Raw genomic sequence first — 15,974 nt, 5'->3', positions numbered from 1 at the left:
TCCATGAAAGCCACTGAATATTTTGAGCAATTCTGCAGTCGTTATAGGCATTACAAGGGCGGCAGCTGGTGTTATGAGGATGGATGCATCTACCGCGGCCTGCAGCAGCTGTCCGAGGCCACCGGAGAGGCGCGCTGGAGCGACCATCTGCACCGGCTCGCCGATGTGCAGATAGCGACCGACGGCGCACTCGCCGGTTACGATCCGCAGGAATATAATATCGACCATATTCTTGCCGGCCGTATCCTCTTTCCCCTTTCGGAAGAAACGGGTGACCCACGGTATCTCGCTGCCGCGGACCATCTGGCGGGGCAGCTACGCAGCCATCCACGCATCGCCTGCGGCAATTACTGGCACAAGAAACGCTATCCGCATCAGGTTTGGCTGGACGGTCTCTATATGGGTCTTCCGTTCCAGATTGAATATGCGCAGGCAACGGGGCGGGGCGAACTGATCGACGACGCGCTGAGGCAGTTTTCAACGGCACTTGCCCTGACGGCGGATACCGGCGGGCTCTATGTTCATGGCTACGATGAAAGCCGCACCCAGCGCTGGGCCGATCCGCAGACCGGCAAATCGCCGGCCGTCTGGGCCCGTGCGGTCGGCTGGCTGGCCATGGCGCTGGTGGATGCGCTCACGATACTGCCGGATGATGGCCGGACAAATGAATTGCGACAGAGCACACGGCGCCTCCTGGCTGAGATCGTCGCACGCCAGACAGGCAGCGGTCTGTGGATGCAGGTTCTCGATAATCCGGATCTGGAGGGCAATTACGAGGAGACATCCGCCTCCGCAATGTTCTCCTATGCGCTGCTGCGTGCGGTCCGTCTTGGGCTGCTGCAGGGAGAGGCGGCGGGCGCGGCTTTGTCCGCAGGTCGTCGCGCGCTTTCGGCTCTGCTGGAGACCCGGCTTCTGGCGGGCGAAGACGGTGTCACTCGTCTTACCGGCATCGTACACGTCGCTGGACTTGGTGGTTTCGAGGGCAATTATCGCGACGGCTCGCCGGAATATTATCTGACCGAGCCAGTGGTTAGCGATGACGCCAAGGGAGTGGGTCCCCTGATGATGGCCTTTGCCGAAAATCTCCTGCTGGTCTGATGTGCCACCACCTCGATGAGCAGGATAGTTAGAGCGGGACTCCCCGAAATTTGCCCGGTTGCGGCGCTATCGGCGGATCAGGCCCGCCTCCGGCGCTTCACCGTCAAGCCGTGCTTTTTTCGATGAAGCGGATGGCGTCGCCGACTGTCAGGATCGTATTTGCGGCGGAATCCGGAATCTCCACCCCGAATTCCTCTTCGATCTCCATGACCACCTGAACTATTTCCAGAGAGTCTGCCCCGAGATCGTCGGCGAAACTGGCATCGTCCACGACGGCGGCAGGGTCTGCGCCAAGCTGGTCCACGATGATTTTTCTGATACGTTCGGCAATTGTGGGCATGAGAAGGCTCCGCGAGAGTGGTTGTCGCCGAACCTGCCCCATGGACATTGCCGGAACTTGTTCTTGCAAAATCACACATTTGCAGGAACAACACGGCTGTGTCACGGGGTCGAAACATCGATGACATCCGGACGTAGCACGCCTTTCTCCGCTGCGAAAGGGTGCCGGCCTCGACCCCATGTCCGGAAAAATTCGCGGCGACTGCAAGATTAAACGGTTTGTGACTGGAAGCGGAGAACCGGGACGCGGTAAAGCTGGTTTCCATTGAACAATTGCCGCTATCTCATTGAGCATCAACGCCATGGCCCCATCATCCCCGGAACGCTTCATCTTGCTTGACGGCATAAGGGGCGTGGCTGCGCTCTTTATCGTCCATCGCCATGCCGAGCAGTTTTTCGGCAGGGATCCGGCCTCGAGCTATCTTGCCGTTGATCTGTTTTTTGCTCTCAGCGGCTTCGTGCTGGCTCACGCCTATGGCGTCAGATTGCGTGACGGGGCTATCACGCCCGGCTTTTTCATGAAGGCGCGCTTCGCCCGGCTTTATCCGCTTTATGTGCTGGCACTGGCGTTGATGGTGGCCTATTTCATCTGCCTTTATATACTGGGTCTGCCGACGCCGATCGACGATCTGCATCGCCTCATCGATCCCGGTGAACTGGCCTTTGCGCTGGTGACGGGGCTTCTCTTTCTGCCGGCGCCTTTCACGTTGACCCTCAATGGCGCGCTGTTTCTCGTCAGCCCGGCGTGGTCGCTTTTCAACGAACTGGTGGTGAACGTGGTCTATGCCCGCTGGGGCGTGCGGGCGACGGTGAAACAGATCGCAGCCGTCATTGTTGCCAGCGCCATTGTACTGGTGGTGGCCGCCGCCGCGTCTGGAAAGCTGCATCTCGGTTTCCGTTGGCATGAAATGTATGCCGGCATGGGTCGGGTATTCTTTTCGTTTTTCGCCGGCGTGCTGGTTTACCGGTTCCGCAACCGTGTGCCGGAGCTGAGGCCCGTCCAAGCCGCGCTGTGTCTGGTGCTCGTCTGTGTCATCCTTGCCGTGCCCGTATCACGCGAAGTCCGGCCCTTCTTCGACCTCGCAATCGTCCTGCTCCTCTGGCCGCTGCTGCTGTTCGTGGCCAGCCGAACGGTGCCGGGCCCCATGGTGAGTGCACTTTCGGGGTTTCTTGGTACGGCGTCTTACGCCGTCTATGTCCTGCATATTCCGCTTCTGGCATGGACGGAGTTTTTGGTCCCGTCCATCACGCAGCAGAATATCGCCCTGCCAGCCGGCGTCCTGTTTCTCATCGGCACGACGTGGATTTCATGGTGGCTGACGGTCCGTTACGATCAGCCCGTTCAGAAATGGGTGAAAAACCGTCTGCGGAAACGCGCAGAAACCCGCCAGCCCGTCTAGTCGAAACAAGCGGGCCTGAAATTCAGTAGTGGGCAAAGATAGGCGCGGTCAGCACAAAGGCGGCCACAAGGCTGATGATCGTCAGTTTCGCCGCTCGCATGCGGCGCATTCTGCGGCCGCTCCAGTCATACGTCATACTCTCTCTCCACGCAGACGCAAACCCGCCGGTATGGAACCCGCTGACGTCGAGGCCTGTCCCGGCCTTCAGCGCGCATGTTCCATCCGTCACCTTCGTGCCGCCTGATCCGCGCACGGAGGTATCCATTTCAGTGTTGCCTGATATACATCATTTGCCAAGCCGTTATTTTCATCGGTGATTTTGAAGGCCTGGTTCCCGTCGTCATGGATGGAAGAGCGCCGTTATCGGTAAAGAGGCGGCAGCCCCTGAATCGCGTAACGTGGCAACGGTTTCCATGATTTACTGCGATCATGTTTATGAACGCCAAAAAGAAAGCGCATTTCCTTCGAAAGCTCGGCAGGGTCGGTCAGCCCGCCCTGAAACAGCTGGATCACCTTTCGGGCGGCATTGTTGTAAAGCATGACCTCCTCGCCCATGGTGTGCCGGTCATAACCGAGGTCTGCCAGCACCGACTGGAGCATCTTGAGGTCCTGTGACGAAATGATGCAATTTTCATATGCGGAAGACATCACGTCCTCCTTTCTATGGGGTTCACCAAAACTGTGGTGTCTCGCGTCGCTGCGGACGTCATGCGACGCCTCTTCCGTGCATCCGAGCGACAGGCCGTGCCATTAAAGCGTCGCGCCTTGGACATTCATGTCGTGTGGGTCCGTATCGTTCCTGCGGGTCAACGACATGAGCAGGACGAGGGCTTCAGCGGCCGTCGTAAAGCAGCGGTAACGCCCTTTTCAGTGATTGGGAGGGTGCGCCCATTAGGCGGAATAGGCAAGTTAATTCCGTCGCAGTCGGCGGCAGTCGTGCATATTTATCTTCGGCTGCTCACGGCAACAAAAAAGGCCGGGGCAATATTGCACCGACCTTCCTCATATCGCTCTCAACACCAGTGCCAGTACATCCGTGGTCAAAAGTCTGAAGCGACTAAAACAACTGCGAACGACGATTTCATTCGCGCTCACCAGCAGTTGCTATGGGAAATATATAGAAGAGCAATATGGCCAAAACAAGTCCGGTCTCCCAGACGAGACATTTATCGTCGTGACCTGCGCGCCGATACCGTGCCCTACTTCTTCTTGCCATCCGCTGTCGTGGCGTTTGCGAGTTTCACCTGCGAACCGGCTGGCGCCGCGGCGGGTGTTTTTGTCTTGTCCTTCTTCGGCTTGCGGATTTCCTTGTTACTGCGCAACTGACCCTTTGCCATGGTGTCGTCCTCCTGCGTTGACCGGGCGATGTAAAAGCGCCCGCTATCTGTTACCGGATCGTTTCTTTGCGGGCACCGGATCGGCGGCGACAACCGCCGCTTCCTGTGCCTCGCGAAGCTGGCGAAGGCGTTCCGTCTTGCGGGCGCGCTGGTCGGCTTCGGCGTTGATGATCTGCTTTGCCGCGCTGTCGGTCAATGATGCTTTGTCCTGAGCGGACAGTTTACCGGGCTTGAAAAAAACTTCTTTCGTGGCGGCCATGGCAGTCTCCTTCGCGGAAGTGCGGTGTAGGGCGTTTACCGGGTACGGGCGGCCTTTTTGGGCGCTGGCAGCAGCCCTTCGCGCTGCATCTTCTTTTTCTCCAGCTTGCGGTGGCGGCGTACGGCTTCGGCTTCTTCGCGAACACGCTTTTCCGACGGCTTTTCATAGGATTCGCGGGCGCGCATCTCGCGGAAAATGCCTTCACGCTGCATTCTCTTTTTCAGGACGCGAAGGGCCTGTTCAACATTGTTGTCTCTAACGAGTACCTGCAAGACTATCTCCTTTAAGCGGCCAATGCCGCTACTTTCTGATTTTGATCGTGTTCAGGTTGATCCAGCTTGATCCGGTTTCGCGTGGCGAGAGGCTTTCGCCTTTGCCTAGCCGCGAGGCCGTCGACATCGATGCGTCTATCTCATCGAGTGCGACGCTGCGCTCAAAATTCTCGTGCTGGAAACGCACCCTGTAACGAACCGTTCCCTGGGCTTCGGGCATGACTGACACGATCCGGCCGGGACCATCGGGCTGTGCATTGCCAAGGACGCCGGACTTCAAAAAGACGGTGTCACCGCAATGATAGGAATTTTTACGCATGAGGACCTCCATGGCCCAAAAACAAAAGGCCGGGCTTTAACCCGACCTCTCACAGTCATCGGCAAGCGCAGCCAGTACATCCGTGGTCTGCGGTGCCAAAATGACGAATATCAAGCTGCCTGAAGGTTGTCGGCAGAGCTCTTTCCGGACCGACGGTCCTGGACGATCTCGTAGCTGATCTTCTGGCCGTCGTTCAGAGAACGCATGCCAGCGCGCTCGACAGCGGAAATGTGGACGAAAACGTCCGTGCCGCCATTGTCAGGCTGAATGAAGCCGAAGCCCTTGGTGGCGTTAAACCACTTTACAGTACCAGTGTTCATAACGATTTCCTTTCGTAGAATCGTTGTGGTTCCCGCGATACCTTGCGGGATAAGATCGATTATTTGAGAGGAAATCCGACGGGGAACAGTCTGTTCCAGAACGACGTCACAAGCAATGGTCGATAAGGCAAATATAAGCTCAATTTTCGATTTTGCAATGACCACCGTGAAGAAACAGGTATTTCGCGACGGTTCGGGGGCTAAGTTACTGTTAATGCGCCGAAATATAATAAATGTATGATATTTCGGCGCAAATGGTCATCAGCCGGCGCCAGGCGTGACGTCCTTGCTGTCGCCATCCGGCAGGCTTCCTGCGCCTGGTGTCTTTTCATGGTCGGTCAGGGAAGGTTTGGCGTGCGGACCTGCAGGAGGAATGTCGCTGACCTTCGAAGCCCTGTTGTCGTCGTTTTTCGTCTTTTGCTCTTGCGTCATGGCGTTCTCCTTCTGACAGGGAAACGCTGACGGCAGGACGAGGTTCCGTAACCGTGCAAGGGCGCGGGCGGGCGTGATCGGTCAGCGGCGGGAGCGCGGCTTCTTCTCTTCCCGATTCATGTCGCGCCCCACCCATTTGAAGAATACGACGAGGCTGACGCCGATGATGATGAGCGGAACGATGGATTGCAAACTGGACATGACTCACTCTTTCTTCCCCCGGCAATCAATTTACCGGTATGGAAGGAGTGCGTAATCTGCGGAATATCGCCCGTTCTTTTTGGTGGTTGCCCGTGGCGGATGGCGCCACGGGCTGAGGCAGCTAGAGGGGCAGGGATTTCACCGGCTGGGCGCCGCCTTCCAGCGCACTTTTCAGTGCCGCCACGCCTGTCAGAACCGACATGGCGCCAGCGCGCGAACCAGCCCGCTGCCGCAGCCGGTCGTTGGAGCCGGGCTTGAAGATCATGTCGCGCATGCGGTTGTCGCCGCCATAATGGCCGCCCGGCTCATGCGGCACCCAGATGTGCTCAACACCGCCGCCGAAGCTCTTCACCAGCAGGATTTCATCGGCTGGCGGCTCCGTCCAGGGCTGCTTTTCATATTGGCGCATCTCGATGCGACCCTTGTGGCCGTTGAAGGCGATGTGGTGACCCTCTATCGGCATGTAGGTGTTGAGTGAATAGGAAACCTGCACGCCGCTGGCATAACGGATCGAAGCGCTCATGGTATCGGGAATGTCGATGTCCTCCCGGAAGACGCAGGCATCACGCATGTATCCGTCAATGCTCGACGGGTCCTCGTAGAGCGCATCGAGGAAAGGATCGGCGCCGAGGTCCATGAAATAATCACACTCATTCTTGTGCGGACAGGTGCGACAGCGCGTTCCGCGGAACGGGCCGTTCTTGCCATAATGCAGCAATTGCCCGAAGCCCTTCACCTCCACCGGATCGGAATCGAGATACCAGTTCAGGAGGTCGAAATGGTGCGTGGCCTTGTGCACGAACAGGCTGCCGGAATGTTCTGTGAAGGCGTGCCACCGGCGGAAATAATCCGCGCCGTGCTGGTTATCGAGATACCAGTGGAAATCCACCGAGGTAACGGTGCCGATGGCGCCTTCATCGATCAGTTCCTTGATGCGGGCGGCGGTGGGAGAGAAGCGATAATTGAAGGAGACATCGACCCGGCGGCCGCTTTTGGCCTCGGCTGCGCGAATCCGGTCAATCTTTTCGGGGGTGGTGGTCATCGGCTTTTCGCTGATGACGTCTGCCCCGCCTTCCAGCGCGCGGATGATGATGTCGTCATGCGTATCGTCGGGCGTGCAGACGATCACCAGCTCCGGGCGCTGCTCTTCCATCATCCGGTCGAAATCGTCGTAAAGCGGGGCGCTCGATCCCATCATGGCGCGGGCGCGCTCGGCGCGCATCAGGTTCAGGTCGCAAATGCCGACCAGTTCGACATAGTCGCTCCAGCCGGCCAGCAATTCGCGGCCCCACATGGTGGTGCCACGATTGCCGGTGCCGACCAGCGCATAGCGTTTGCGTTTCACCCTTTCAGGCATTGTCTCTCTCCCGGATCTATCAACAAACAGTCTTGAAACGCTCGACCACGGTGGCGAGGACCTCGTCCACCGGGCGCGCCTGCCAGCGATGCGAAAAGATTTCCACTTCCTGCGGGCCGTGGAAGCCCGCAGCCTCGATCATGGCGCGAAATGCCTTGAGGTCAATCACACCATCTCCCATCATGCCGCGATCGTTGAGCGGGTCAGTGGTCGGCACCAGCCAGTCGCAGATGTGATGGGCGAGAATTTGGCCATTCCTGCCGGCCCGCGCCACCTGCTCCTCCAGCTCCGGGTCCCACCAGACATGATAGACATCGATGGCCACGCCGGTGCCGGCACCCAGCCGGTCACAGAGGTCGAGCGATTGTTTCAGCGTGTTGATGCAGGCGCGGTCCGCGGCATAGAAAGGATGCAGCGGTTCGATGGCGAGCGGCACGCCGGCAGCCCGCGCATAAGGAAGAAGTTCCGCCATGCCGTCCTCCACCATCTGCCGCGCACCTTTCAGATCGCGCGAACCGGCGGGCAGGCCGCCCACGACAAGCACAAGGCAGTCGGCCTTCATGGCGGCGGCCTCATCGACGGCGCGTTTATTGTCCTCGATGGCGAGACGTCGGCCTTCAGCGTCAGGAGCCGGGAAAAAACCGCCGCGGCAATGACCGGACAGGCGCAGGCCGTTCCGCTCAACGATGCGGGCGGCCTCCGCAAGGCCGATACCGTTCACCTGCTCGCGCCACGGTGAGATGGTGGTGATGCCATGGGCGAGGCAGGCATCCACGATGGCACCGAAATTTGCGCCTTGCCGCACGGTCGCGAAATTGATGGAAAGGCCTTCAAGGCTCATCTTCTATCCTCCCTCGTTCTGCTTCAGCTGATACCCCGGACGGCGAGAAATGCCTTCATCCGGTGCGTCGCCAGGTCAGGTTCAGCCAGCACGTTGGCCTTGTCCGCCAGCCGGAAAAGCTCGGCGAAATGCTGCGTGGAACGGGTGCTTTCCTGGCCGCCGACCATGGTGAAATGATCCTGCAATCCGTTGAGATAGGCGAGGAACACCACGCCGGTCTTGTAGAAGCGGGTGGGCGCCTTGAAGATGTGGCGTGAAAGCGCCACCGTCGGCTCCAGAATATCGAAAAATTCATTGTCAGCACCGCGCTTCAGGCTGGCCAGCGCCTTGGACGCAGCAGGCGCGATGGCATCGAAAATGCCGAGGAGCGCATCCGAATGACCCTGTTCGTCACCGGCGATCAATTCGGCATAATTGAAATCGTCGCCGGTATACATGCGCACGCCAGCGGGCAGGCGGCGGCGCATGGCAATTTCCTTTTCCTTGGAGAGAAGTGAAATTTTGATGCCGTCGATCTTGTCGGCATTTTCCTCGATCATGGCAAGGCAGGTGTCCATGGCGGTCATATGGTCGCCCGAACCCCAGTAGCCCTCGAGCGCCGGGTCGAACATTTCGCCCAGCCAGTGGATCACCACTTTCTGTTCGGCGCGGGAAAGCACCCTGGCGTAGGTCTTGAGGTAATCATCGGGCGAACGGGCGGCGGCGGCGAGCGCGCGGCTGGCCATCAGGATAACGCGCCCGCCTTCTCCCTGAACAAAATCAAGCTGTTCGAGGTAAGAGTGGATAATTTGATTCAGATCGTAACCGCTGCCGTTCAGATGATCGGTGCCCACCCCGCAGGCAATCAGCGCATCCTTGCGGCTGGCGGCTTCCTTCAGCGACCGGGAGATCAGCTCCTGGGCCTGCGGCCATGCCAGCCCCATGCCGCGCTGCGCCGTGTCCATCGCTTCTGCAACCCCGAGGCCGAGGTCCCAAAGGCGATGACGGAAACGCAAGGTCGCATCCCAATCGATCGCGGGGGTCAGCCACGGGTCGTTGTCGGCAAGCGGATCGGCCACCACGTGGGCGGCCGCGAAAGCGACGCGGTTGAAATCGGCGGCACTTCGTTTTTCAACCGAGATCGGCGTGCCGGATAATCTGTAGACCTCGATGCTGCGGTCGTCCTTCGGAAGCTTGAGTTCACTCACGTCAGCCTCCTCAGGAAAGGGCGGGAACGTCGAGCCAGCGGCGTTCCTTCCATGATTTCAGCCCCAGTTCGGCAAGCTGCACGCCCTTCACGCCTTCCATCAGGCCATAGGGCCACGGATCATTGTCGACGAGGTGGCGGATGAACATTTCCCACTGTGCCTTGAAGCCGTTGTCATAAATGACGTTGTCCGGCACCTCCTGCCAGGTCTTGTAGAAGTCGATGGTCTGCGGCTGGTCGGGGTTCCACACCGGTTTCGGTGTGTTGGTGCGGTGCTGGGTGAAGCACTTCGTCAGGCCAGCGACGGCCGAGCCGTGGGTGCCGTCCACCTGGAAGGTGACGAGATCATCACGGCGCACCCGTACCGCCCATGAAGAGTTGATGTGCGCGATAATTCCGCCCTCCAGTTCGAAGGTGGCGTAGGCGGCGTCGTCCGCATCCGCCTTATAGGCTTTGCCCTGTTCATCGAAACGCTCCGGAATGTGCGTCGCTCCGAGGCAGCTCACGGATTTCACCGGTCCGAACAGATTGTCGAGCACATAACGCCAGTGGCAAAGCATATCGAGAATGATGCCGCCGCCATCCTTCAGGCGGTAGTTCCATGAGGGGCGTTGCGCTGGCTGCCAGTCGCCCTCGAAGACCCAGTAACCGAACTCGCCCCGCACGGAGAGAATCTTGCCGAAGAAGCCGCTGTCGCGCAGCATGGCGAGCTTGCGAAGGCCGGGCAGGAACAGCTTGTCCTGCACCACGCCGTGCTTGATGCCCGCACTTTCGGCCAGGCGGGCAATCGCCAGCGCCTCATCCATCGTGTCCGAAATCGGTTTTTCGCAATATACGTTCTTACCGGCCTTGATGGCTTTTTCCAAAAGGCTGCCACGCATCTGTGTCGTGCCAGCGTCGAAGAACAGTGTGTCGTCAGGGTTGGCGAGAGCGGCATCGATATCGGTCGTCCAGCGCGCGACATTATGCTTTTTGGCGATTTCCTCGATCTTCGCGCCGTTGCGGCCGACGAGAATGGGATCAAGCATCACCCTTTCACCGTTCTTCAAAAGCACGCCGCCCTGATCGCGAATGGCGAGAACGGAGCGCACGAGATGCTGGTTGTAACCCATGCGGCCGGTGATGCCGTGCATGATGACGCCGATACGTTTCATGAATTTCCTCCCAAGGCGGCCTTTTCCCGCAAGGCCGCTTCCGTCAAACATGGTAATTTGTAACCATTTGGTTATTTGTGATCGCGAAGAACACGATCTGTCAAGGTGTTTTTTGACAGGAAAATTTGATGAGGTTTGAAGGCTCGCCCTTGCAGTCATTCGCTGCGCCGCAAAAGAAAATGACGCGCTTCGCGGATGCGAATGGCGCGTCATCGCTGTAGTTAAACAGGAATCCGGCTTGGCTCGTTCAGACCCGCCGCACTGCAGCAAGCAACGTGTCGACGATGTGCTGGCCCCATCGCTCCAGCTCGGCAGGGTCTGTCAGGTCGCGCTGGAAGATCGTTGACAGGGTGAACCTGTTTGACAGGTAGAAGGCGCCGAGCGAAGCGATGGTCAGATAAACGTCGATCGGATCGAGGCCGTCACGGAATTCGCCGGCGTCGCTCCCACGCCGCAGCACGTCCTCAAGCTCGGAAATGAAATTTGAGTGCATCGCCGTGATCGTCGGTGATTGCCTGAGATACCGGGCTTTATTGAGGTTTTCCGTGGCGAGGATGCTCAGGAATTCGGGGTGGTCGAGAAAGTAGTGCCAGGTGAAAAGCGCAAGTTCCCGCAAGCCCTCGGACGGGGCCTTACGGGCCAGATCAAGCCGTCTTTCAGTGTGGCGGATATGGCGGTAGGCGTCTTCCAGAACGGCGAGATAAAGCGCATCCTTGTCGCCGAAATAATGGTAGATCATCCTCTTGTTGGTCCCGGCGCGGCGGGCGACGACATCGATTCTGGCTCCCGCCAGCCCTTTGGCGGCCACCTCGCGGCGGGCAGCTTCAAGAATGGCGGCGCGGGTTCTTTCCGGGTTTCGCACCTGGGCCGTGGCCCGTTTGCGCTTTGCCGGCGGCGTTTTCTCCACGGCCGGATCGGGGCCCGGATCGGACGGCTGGTTCTTAGTCGTTTCTTCCATTTCGGCACCCGCTTGACAATGTTTGCGATCGGTGTTCCCATGTAACCAATTAGTTATAAAACGGCAAGTGTCGTTTGCGTTCATCATCAATTGGCAGTCAATAGGGAGGAGTTGCCAATGCCCGTGATGCTTCAGAGGAGAACTGTGCTTTCGGCAGGGCTTGCGGCCCTGTCGCTTGCAACATTGGGGGGTGGTTCGGCGCAGGCGCAGGCCGCGCGCCTTCGCATGTTGTGGTGGGGGTCGCAGGAGCGTGCCGATCGCACCAACAAGGCGATAGCAGCCTACAAGCAGGTGAAGCCCGATCTCGACATTGCCGGGGAATTCGCCGGCTGGAGCGATTATTGGCCCCGCCTTGCAACGCAGGTGGCGGGCCGCAACGCGCCCGATCTGATCCAGATGGATTATCGTTACATCTTCGAATATGGCCGGCGCGGCGCGCTGGCGCCGCTGGATGATTACATCGGCAAGGGCTTGAAGATCGAGGATTTCGGCAAGATGAACATCGATTCCGGCCGGGTCGATGGAAAGCTTTACGGCATCAATCTGGGGGTCAATTCCAGCGCCGTCTTCTTTGACAGGGCGGCCTGGGAAAAATCCGGCGCGACACCGCCGGCCATCGGCCAGACCTGGGAGGAGTTTGCCGAAAATGCCGCCAAGCTCAGCAAGAACAAGCCGAAGCCCGGTTATTACGCCACAGCCGATGCGAGCGGCGTGGAGCCGAGCTTTGAAAACTGGCTGCGCCAGAACGGCAAGTCACTCTACACACAGGATGGCGGCATCGGCTTCGATCCGACCGACGCGACCAAGTGGTTCACGCTCTGGGCGGATCTGCGCAAGAGTGGTGCCTGCGTGCCCGCCGATGTGCAGGCGCTCGACCAGCTCAATATCGAAACCAACCCTTTGACGACGGGCAAAGCGGCAACCGCATTTGCCCATTCCAACCAGTTCGTCGGGTATCAGAAGCTCAACAAGGCCAAACTTGCCATCAGCTCCTATCCGAAGAGCACGAAGGACGGCCCTTCCGGCCACTACCTTAAACCTTCCATGCTCATCAGCGTCGCCAATGGCAGTGCCGGTATCGAACAGGCCGTCGGGTTTATCAATTTCCTCGTCGCCGAGCCGGAAGGCATCGATATTCTCGGCGTGGAGCGCGGCGTTCCGGCGTCGGAATCCATGCGCAACGCGCTGACCCCGAAACTCGATGAAGTCAGCAAGAGCATGGTGGAATATATCGCCGAAATTACACCCGGCGTCGGCGATCTGCCGCCGGCGCCACCTCCGGGTGCGGGGGAATTCGCCTTTGTCCTGAAACGCACGGCGGAAGAAGTCGGCTTCGGCAAGATCACCCCGGAAGAAGGCGGTGACCGCCTCGTCAAGGAATCCGAAACCGTTATCAAACGGAAGTGATGGTTTATGGCCTTTCGATCTGAAACTCTTGTGGGGGAGAGCCGTGGCGCGGCTCTCCCGAAACGGGGCGGCCTGAAGCGGATCTTCGACCGCAACATTCACGCCTACCTGTTTCTCCTGCCCTGGCTGATCGGCTTTTTCGGCCTCACGCTGGGCCCGGCGCTTGCGTCGCTTTATCTGTCCTTCACCAACTACGACCTGTTGCAGTCGCCAGACTGGGTGGGTGCGGCCAATTATGTGCGCATCGCCACGGCCGACCCGAAATTTGCCGCAGCCATGCAGGTCACCTTCACCTATGTGCTGCTGTCGGTGCCGCTGAAGCTGATCTTCGCGCTGCTGGTGGCGCTCGCCTTCAACCGCGGCATCCGCGGCCTGACCCTCTATCGGGCGATTTTCTATCTGCCGTCCTTGTTGGGCTCCAGCGTCGCGATTGCCGTTCTCTGGCGTCAGCTTTTCGCCTCTGACGGTCTCGTCAACATGATACTCTGGCAGGCCTTTGGTTATGAAGGGCCGAGCTGGATTTCCAATCCGGATTATTCGATCTACACGCTGGTCATCCTGTCGGTCTGGCAGTTCGGTTCGCCGATGATCATTTTCCTCGCAGGTCTGAGGCAAATTCCGCAGGACATGTATGAGGCCGCCGAAATCGATGGCGCGAGCAAGGTGCGGCAGTTCTTCCGCATTACGCTGCCGCTTCTGACGCCCGTCATCTTCTTCAACGCCGTGATCCAGACGATCGACGCCTTCAAGGCCTTCACGCCCGCGTTCATCATTTCCGAAGGCACCGGCGGGCCGATCAATTCGACACTGTTCTACACGCTCTATCTTTACCAGGAAGCCTTTGGTTTCTTCCGCATGGGCTATGCCTCGGCGCTTGCCTGGATACTGGTGATCATCATCTCGCTGTTCACGGCCTTCTCGTTCCTCAGCGCAAAATACTGGGTGCATTACGATGACTGACGCTGTTACCGCTCCCCGGCCGGGACAAGGCCCGCAACGCTCGCCGCTGAAATCGGTGATGCTCCACACGGCATTGATCATCGCCTCCTTTGCGATGCTCTATCCGATCCTGTGGATGATTTCAGGCTCCTTCCGGCCGCAGGACGAGTTGTTCGGCTCATCCTCGCTCATTCCCTCGGCGGTGGATGTCGGCGGTTATATCAGAGGCTGGACCGGGCTGCAGGTGAGCTTTGGGCAGTTCTTCTGGAACTCCTTCTTCATCTCGGTGCTGGCCACCATCGGCAACGTGGTCGGCTGCTCGCTCACGGCGTTCGCTTTTGCAAGGCTTCGCTTCGGCGGGCGCAATTTCTGGTTCGCGCTGATGCTCGGCACCTTGATGCTGCCCTATCACGTTGTGCTCATCCCGCAATATATCCTGTTTCTGGAAATGGGCTGGGTGAACACATCGCTGCCGCTGATCGTGCCGAAGTATCTCGCGACGGACGCCTTCTTCATCTTCCTGATGGTGCAGTTCTTCCGCGGTATTCCGCGTGAGCTGGATGAAGCGGCTGTCATGGATGGCTGCTCGCCCTTCCGTATCTACTGGAAGATCATGCTGCCCCTGTCGCTGCCGGTTCTGGCAACGGCCGCCATCTTTTCCTTCATCTGGACCTGGGACGATTTCTTCGGTCCGCTGATCTATCTGAACGACATCAACACCTACACCGTGCAGCTTGGTCTCAGGTCCTTCGTGGATTCCACCGGCAGCTCGGACTGGACCTCGCTTTTCGCCATGTCCAACCTGTCACTGGTGCCGGTCTTCCTGTTTTTCCTGTTCTTCCAGCGGCTGCTGATTGAAGGCATCGCGACGACGGGAATGAAACGCTGAGCGGATCCCGGATCGGGAACGTATTCTAAGACAATCAACACTGTCGCAGCCGTCCCGCATGCGGCGCGACAGTCGGGAGAAACAGCATGGCAAGCAGCATTACGCTCGAAAAAATCGTCAAGCGGTTCGGCGCTTTTCCGGTCATCCACGGCATCGATCTCAAGATCGAGCCGGGCGAATTCACCGTCTTCGTCGGCCCTTCGGGCTGTGGCAAATCCACGCTTCTGCGCATGATCGCCGGGCTTGAGGAAATCTCCGAAGGCGATCTGCGTATCGACGGTGAGAGGGTCAACGAAACCGCTGCCTCCAAGCGCGGCATCGCCATGGTCTTCCAGTCCTACGCGCTCTATCCGCATATGAGCGTCTACAAGAACCTCGCCTTCGGGCTGGAAACCGCTGGCTACAAAAAACCGGAAGTCGAGGCGCGGGTGCAGAAGGCCGCCGATATCCTGCAGATCGGCCCGCTGTTGCAGCGCAAGCCGAAGGCGCTTTCCGGCGGCCAGCGCCAGCGTGTCGCCATCGGCCGCGCCATCGTGCGCGAGCCGAAAATCTTCCTCTTCGACGAACCGCTTTCCAACCTCGATGCGGAACTGCGCGTGCAGATGCGCGTCGAAATTGCCAAGCTGCACCAGACGCTCGGCAGCACCATGATCTATGTGACGCATGACCAGGTGGAAGCCATGACCATGGCTGACAAGATCGTCGTGCTGCGCGACGGCCGCATCATGCAGGTCGGCCGCCCGCTCGATCTTTACAACAATCCCGCAAACCAGTTCGTTGCGGGGTTCATCGGCTCACCGAAGATGAATTTCCTCTCCGCAAAAGTGGCTTCAGGCGACACCTCCAACCGCACTATCGAAGTGGCGGGACAGCGCATCGTGCTTGAAAAACCGGTCACTGCTCAGCAGGGGGAACCGCTCACCTTCGGTGTGCGCCCGGAACATGTGAACCCGCAGGCGCAATCCTCTCTCGGTGAAGCTTCCATCCAGCTTGTGGAACATCTCGGTGGCTCGACGGTGGTTTACACCAGCACCCCCGACGGCCAGCCAGCGACCGTGCTTCTCGATGGCCAACGCCAGATCCGCATCGGAGAAACGATTCCCTTTGCCTTCGATCTGGGCAAGACGCATCTGTTCGGGGCGGATGGACGGCGGATATGAGAACGGGTGGCGAGCTGGCCCACTAGGGCTAACAAAGTCCACCAAGCTTTGCGTTCCTCATCCTCGGGCTTGTCCCGAGGATTTGCGACGTCTTTGTTCCACATGA

General features: G+C 58.9%; 20 protein-coding genes. 6 read left to right on the top strand and 14 right to left on the bottom strand.

Translation table 11 applies throughout. From position 1 onward, the window contains the following. Positions 1 to 3 precede the first annotated feature (3 nt). Positions 4 to 1,098: a glycoside hydrolase family 88/105 protein gene (locus ACZ47E_RS19740; RefSeq protein WP_333900182.1), complete on the top strand. Its 1,095-nt coding sequence runs from the start codon at positions 4 to 6 to the stop codon at positions 1,096 to 1,098. Positions 1,099 to 1,201: 103 nt separating this feature from the next. On the opposite strand, the gene ACZ47E_RS19735 is transcribed toward ACZ47E_RS19740, so the two are convergent. Next, the gene (locus ACZ47E_RS19735) at positions 1,202 to 1,438 is read right to left on the bottom strand and encodes an acyl carrier protein (RefSeq protein WP_004444965.1); all 237 of its coding nucleotides are present in this window, start codon (positions 1,436 to 1,438) and stop codon (positions 1,202 to 1,204) included. Positions 1,439 to 1,739: 301 nt separating this feature from the next. Between ACZ47E_RS19735 and ACZ47E_RS19730 the strand changes: the two genes are divergently transcribed. Beyond that, positions 1,740 to 2,837, top strand: coding sequence for an acyltransferase family protein (locus ACZ47E_RS19730; protein WP_278067557.1), 1,098 nt, complete (start codon positions 1,740 to 1,742; stop codon positions 2,835 to 2,837). Positions 2,838 to 2,859: 22 nt separating this feature from the next. On the opposite strand, the gene ACZ47E_RS19725 is transcribed toward ACZ47E_RS19730, so the two are convergent. The 13 genes from ACZ47E_RS19725 to ACZ47E_RS19665 all read right to left on the bottom strand — a co-directional run bounded on the left by ACZ47E_RS19725 (position 2,860) and on the right by ACZ47E_RS19665 (position 11,473). Next, positions 2,860 to 3,102, bottom strand: coding sequence for a hypothetical protein (locus ACZ47E_RS19725; RefSeq protein WP_034496602.1), 243 nt, complete (start codon positions 3,100 to 3,102; stop codon positions 2,860 to 2,862). A 95-nt stretch (positions 3,103 to 3,197) separates the two neighbouring features. Continuing rightward, positions 3,198 to 3,485: a hypothetical protein gene (locus tag ACZ47E_RS19720; protein WP_278067556.1), complete on the bottom strand. Its 288-nt coding sequence runs from the start codon at positions 3,483 to 3,485 to the stop codon at positions 3,198 to 3,200. 551 nt (positions 3,486 to 4,036) lie between these two features. Then, on the bottom strand, positions 4,037 to 4,174 hold the full coding sequence (locus tag ACZ47E_RS19715; RefSeq protein ID WP_278067555.1) for a hypothetical protein: 138 nt from the start codon (positions 4,172 to 4,174) through the stop codon (positions 4,037 to 4,039). 43 nt (positions 4,175 to 4,217) lie between these two features. Next, the gene (locus tag ACZ47E_RS19710) at positions 4,218 to 4,433 is read right to left on the bottom strand and encodes a hypothetical protein (protein ID WP_004444958.1); all 216 of its coding nucleotides are present in this window, start codon (positions 4,431 to 4,433) and stop codon (positions 4,218 to 4,220) included. A 35-nt stretch (positions 4,434 to 4,468) separates the two neighbouring features. Further along, positions 4,469 to 4,705, bottom strand: coding sequence for a 30S ribosomal protein S21 (gene rpsU / locus ACZ47E_RS19705; RefSeq protein WP_006700627.1), 237 nt, complete (start codon positions 4,703 to 4,705; stop codon positions 4,469 to 4,471). A 28-nt stretch (positions 4,706 to 4,733) separates the two neighbouring features. Continuing rightward, positions 4,734 to 5,024 (bottom strand): hypothetical protein, encoded by a 291-nt coding sequence (locus tag ACZ47E_RS19700; RefSeq protein ID WP_004444954.1) that lies wholly within the window; start codon positions 5,022 to 5,024, stop codon positions 4,734 to 4,736. A 110-nt stretch (positions 5,025 to 5,134) separates the two neighbouring features. Further along, on the bottom strand, positions 5,135 to 5,344 hold the full coding sequence (locus ACZ47E_RS19695) for a cold-shock protein (RefSeq protein WP_003508146.1): 210 nt from the start codon (positions 5,342 to 5,344) through the stop codon (positions 5,135 to 5,137). Between the two features lie 261 nt (positions 5,345 to 5,605). Next, positions 5,606 to 5,776 carry a hypothetical protein gene (locus ACZ47E_RS19690; protein WP_004444952.1) on the bottom strand — a complete coding sequence of 57 codons (171 nt, stop codon included), beginning with the start codon at positions 5,774 to 5,776 and terminating at the stop codon, positions 5,606 to 5,608. A gap of 322 nt (positions 5,777 to 6,098) precedes the next feature. After that, positions 6,099 to 7,334: a Gfo/Idh/MocA family protein gene (locus ACZ47E_RS19685; RefSeq protein WP_004444946.1), complete on the bottom strand. Its 1,236-nt coding sequence runs from the start codon at positions 7,332 to 7,334 to the stop codon at positions 6,099 to 6,101. A 19-nt stretch (positions 7,335 to 7,353) separates the two neighbouring features. Further along, a complete protein-coding gene (locus ACZ47E_RS19680) occupies positions 7,354 to 8,175 on the bottom strand; it encodes a sugar phosphate isomerase/epimerase family protein (RefSeq protein WP_004444942.1) in 822 nt (273 codons plus the stop codon). 23 nt (positions 8,176 to 8,198) lie between these two features. After that, positions 8,199 to 9,362, bottom strand: coding sequence for a dihydrodipicolinate synthase family protein (locus ACZ47E_RS19675; protein ID WP_278067554.1), 1,164 nt, complete (start codon positions 9,360 to 9,362; stop codon positions 8,199 to 8,201). 10 nt (positions 9,363 to 9,372) lie between these two features. Next, the gene (locus tag ACZ47E_RS19670) at positions 9,373 to 10,515 is read right to left on the bottom strand and encodes a Gfo/Idh/MocA family protein (RefSeq protein ID WP_022562634.1); all 1,143 of its coding nucleotides are present in this window, start codon (positions 10,513 to 10,515) and stop codon (positions 9,373 to 9,375) included. Between the two features lie 247 nt (positions 10,516 to 10,762). After that, complete coding sequence (locus ACZ47E_RS19665) at positions 10,763 to 11,473, bottom strand: TetR/AcrR family transcriptional regulator (RefSeq protein ID WP_022562633.1); 711 nt, start codon at positions 11,471 to 11,473, stop codon at positions 10,763 to 10,765. Between the two features lie 117 nt (positions 11,474 to 11,590). Between ACZ47E_RS19665 and ACZ47E_RS19660 the strand changes: the two genes are divergently transcribed. The 4 genes from ACZ47E_RS19660 (at position 11,591) to ACZ47E_RS19645 (ending at position 15,868) form a co-directional block, all read left to right on the top strand. Next, the gene (locus ACZ47E_RS19660) at positions 11,591 to 12,880 is read left to right on the top strand and encodes an ABC transporter substrate-binding protein (RefSeq protein ID WP_044459275.1); all 1,290 of its coding nucleotides are present in this window, start codon (positions 11,591 to 11,593) and stop codon (positions 12,878 to 12,880) included. 6 nt (positions 12,881 to 12,886) lie between these two features. Continuing rightward, on the top strand, positions 12,887 to 13,840 hold the full coding sequence (locus ACZ47E_RS19655) for a carbohydrate ABC transporter permease (protein ID WP_004444936.1): 954 nt from the start codon (positions 12,887 to 12,889) through the stop codon (positions 13,838 to 13,840). Next, complete coding sequence (locus ACZ47E_RS19650; RefSeq protein ID WP_004444935.1) at positions 13,833 to 14,708, top strand: carbohydrate ABC transporter permease; 876 nt, start codon at positions 13,833 to 13,835, stop codon at positions 14,706 to 14,708. The genes ACZ47E_RS19655 and ACZ47E_RS19650 overlap by 8 nt, the downstream gene beginning before the upstream one ends. A gap of 86 nt (positions 14,709 to 14,794) precedes the next feature. Next, on the top strand, positions 14,795 to 15,868 hold the full coding sequence (locus ACZ47E_RS19645; RefSeq protein WP_004444934.1) for an ABC transporter ATP-binding protein: 1,074 nt from the start codon (positions 14,795 to 14,797) through the stop codon (positions 15,866 to 15,868). Positions 15,869 to 15,974 lie beyond the last annotated feature (106 nt).

This window comes from Agrobacterium sp. 5Ca39, from assembly GCF_055382365.1.
The sequence above is the reverse complement of the archived record's forward strand: the minus strand, read 5'-3'. Positions and strand labels throughout refer to the sequence as shown.

Coding starts and splice junctions, on each gene's coding strand:
- ACZ47E_RS19685 (WP_004444946.1), bottom strand. CDS start 7,334: ATGCCTGAAAGGGTGAAACGCAAACGCTATGCGCTGGTCGGCACCGGC.
- ACZ47E_RS19655 (WP_004444936.1), top strand. CDS start 12,887: ATGGCCTTTCGATCTGAAACTCTTGTGGGGGAGAGCCGTGGCGCGGCT.
- ACZ47E_RS19720 (WP_278067556.1), bottom strand. CDS start 3,485: ATGTCTTCCGCATATGAAAATTGCATCATTTCGTCACAGGACCTCAAG.
- ACZ47E_RS19700 (WP_004444954.1), bottom strand. CDS start 5,024: ATGCGTAAAAATTCCTATCATTGCGGTGACACCGTCTTTTTGAAGTCC.
- ACZ47E_RS19680 (WP_004444942.1), bottom strand. CDS start 8,175: ATGAGCCTTGAAGGCCTTTCCATCAATTTCGCGACCGTGCGGCAAGGC.
- ACZ47E_RS19725 (WP_034496602.1), bottom strand. CDS start 3,102: ATGGATACCTCCGTGCGCGGATCAGGCGGCACGAAGGTGACGGATGGA.
- ACZ47E_RS19660 (WP_044459275.1), top strand. CDS start 11,591: ATGCCCGTGATGCTTCAGAGGAGAACTGTGCTTTCGGCAGGGCTTGCG.
- ACZ47E_RS19710 (WP_004444958.1), bottom strand. CDS start 4,433: ATGGCCGCCACGAAAGAAGTTTTTTTCAAGCCCGGTAAACTGTCCGCT.
- ACZ47E_RS19665 (WP_022562633.1), bottom strand. CDS start 11,473: ATGGAAGAAACGACTAAGAACCAGCCGTCCGATCCGGGCCCCGATCCG.
- ACZ47E_RS19695 (WP_003508146.1), bottom strand. CDS start 5,344: ATGAACACTGGTACTGTAAAGTGGTTTAACGCCACCAAGGGCTTCGGC.
- ACZ47E_RS19740 (WP_333900182.1), top strand. CDS start 4: ATGAAAGCCACTGAATATTTTGAGCAATTCTGCAGTCGTTATAGGCAT.
- ACZ47E_RS19730 (WP_278067557.1), top strand. CDS start 1,740: ATGGCCCCATCATCCCCGGAACGCTTCATCTTGCTTGACGGCATAAGG.
- ACZ47E_RS19715 (WP_278067555.1), bottom strand. CDS start 4,174: ATGGCAAAGGGTCAGTTGCGCAGTAACAAGGAAATCCGCAAGCCGAAG.
- ACZ47E_RS19735 (WP_004444965.1), bottom strand. CDS start 1,438: ATGCCCACAATTGCCGAACGTATCAGAAAAATCATCGTGGACCAGCTT.
- ACZ47E_RS19650 (WP_004444935.1), top strand. CDS start 13,833: ATGACTGACGCTGTTACCGCTCCCCGGCCGGGACAAGGCCCGCAACGC.
- ACZ47E_RS19690 (WP_004444952.1), bottom strand. CDS start 5,776: ATGACGCAAGAGCAAAAGACGAAAAACGACGACAACAGGGCTTCGAAG.
- ACZ47E_RS19645 (WP_004444934.1), top strand. CDS start 14,795: ATGGCAAGCAGCATTACGCTCGAAAAAATCGTCAAGCGGTTCGGCGCT.
- ACZ47E_RS19670 (WP_022562634.1), bottom strand. CDS start 10,515: ATGAAACGTATCGGCGTCATCATGCACGGCATCACCGGCCGCATGGGT.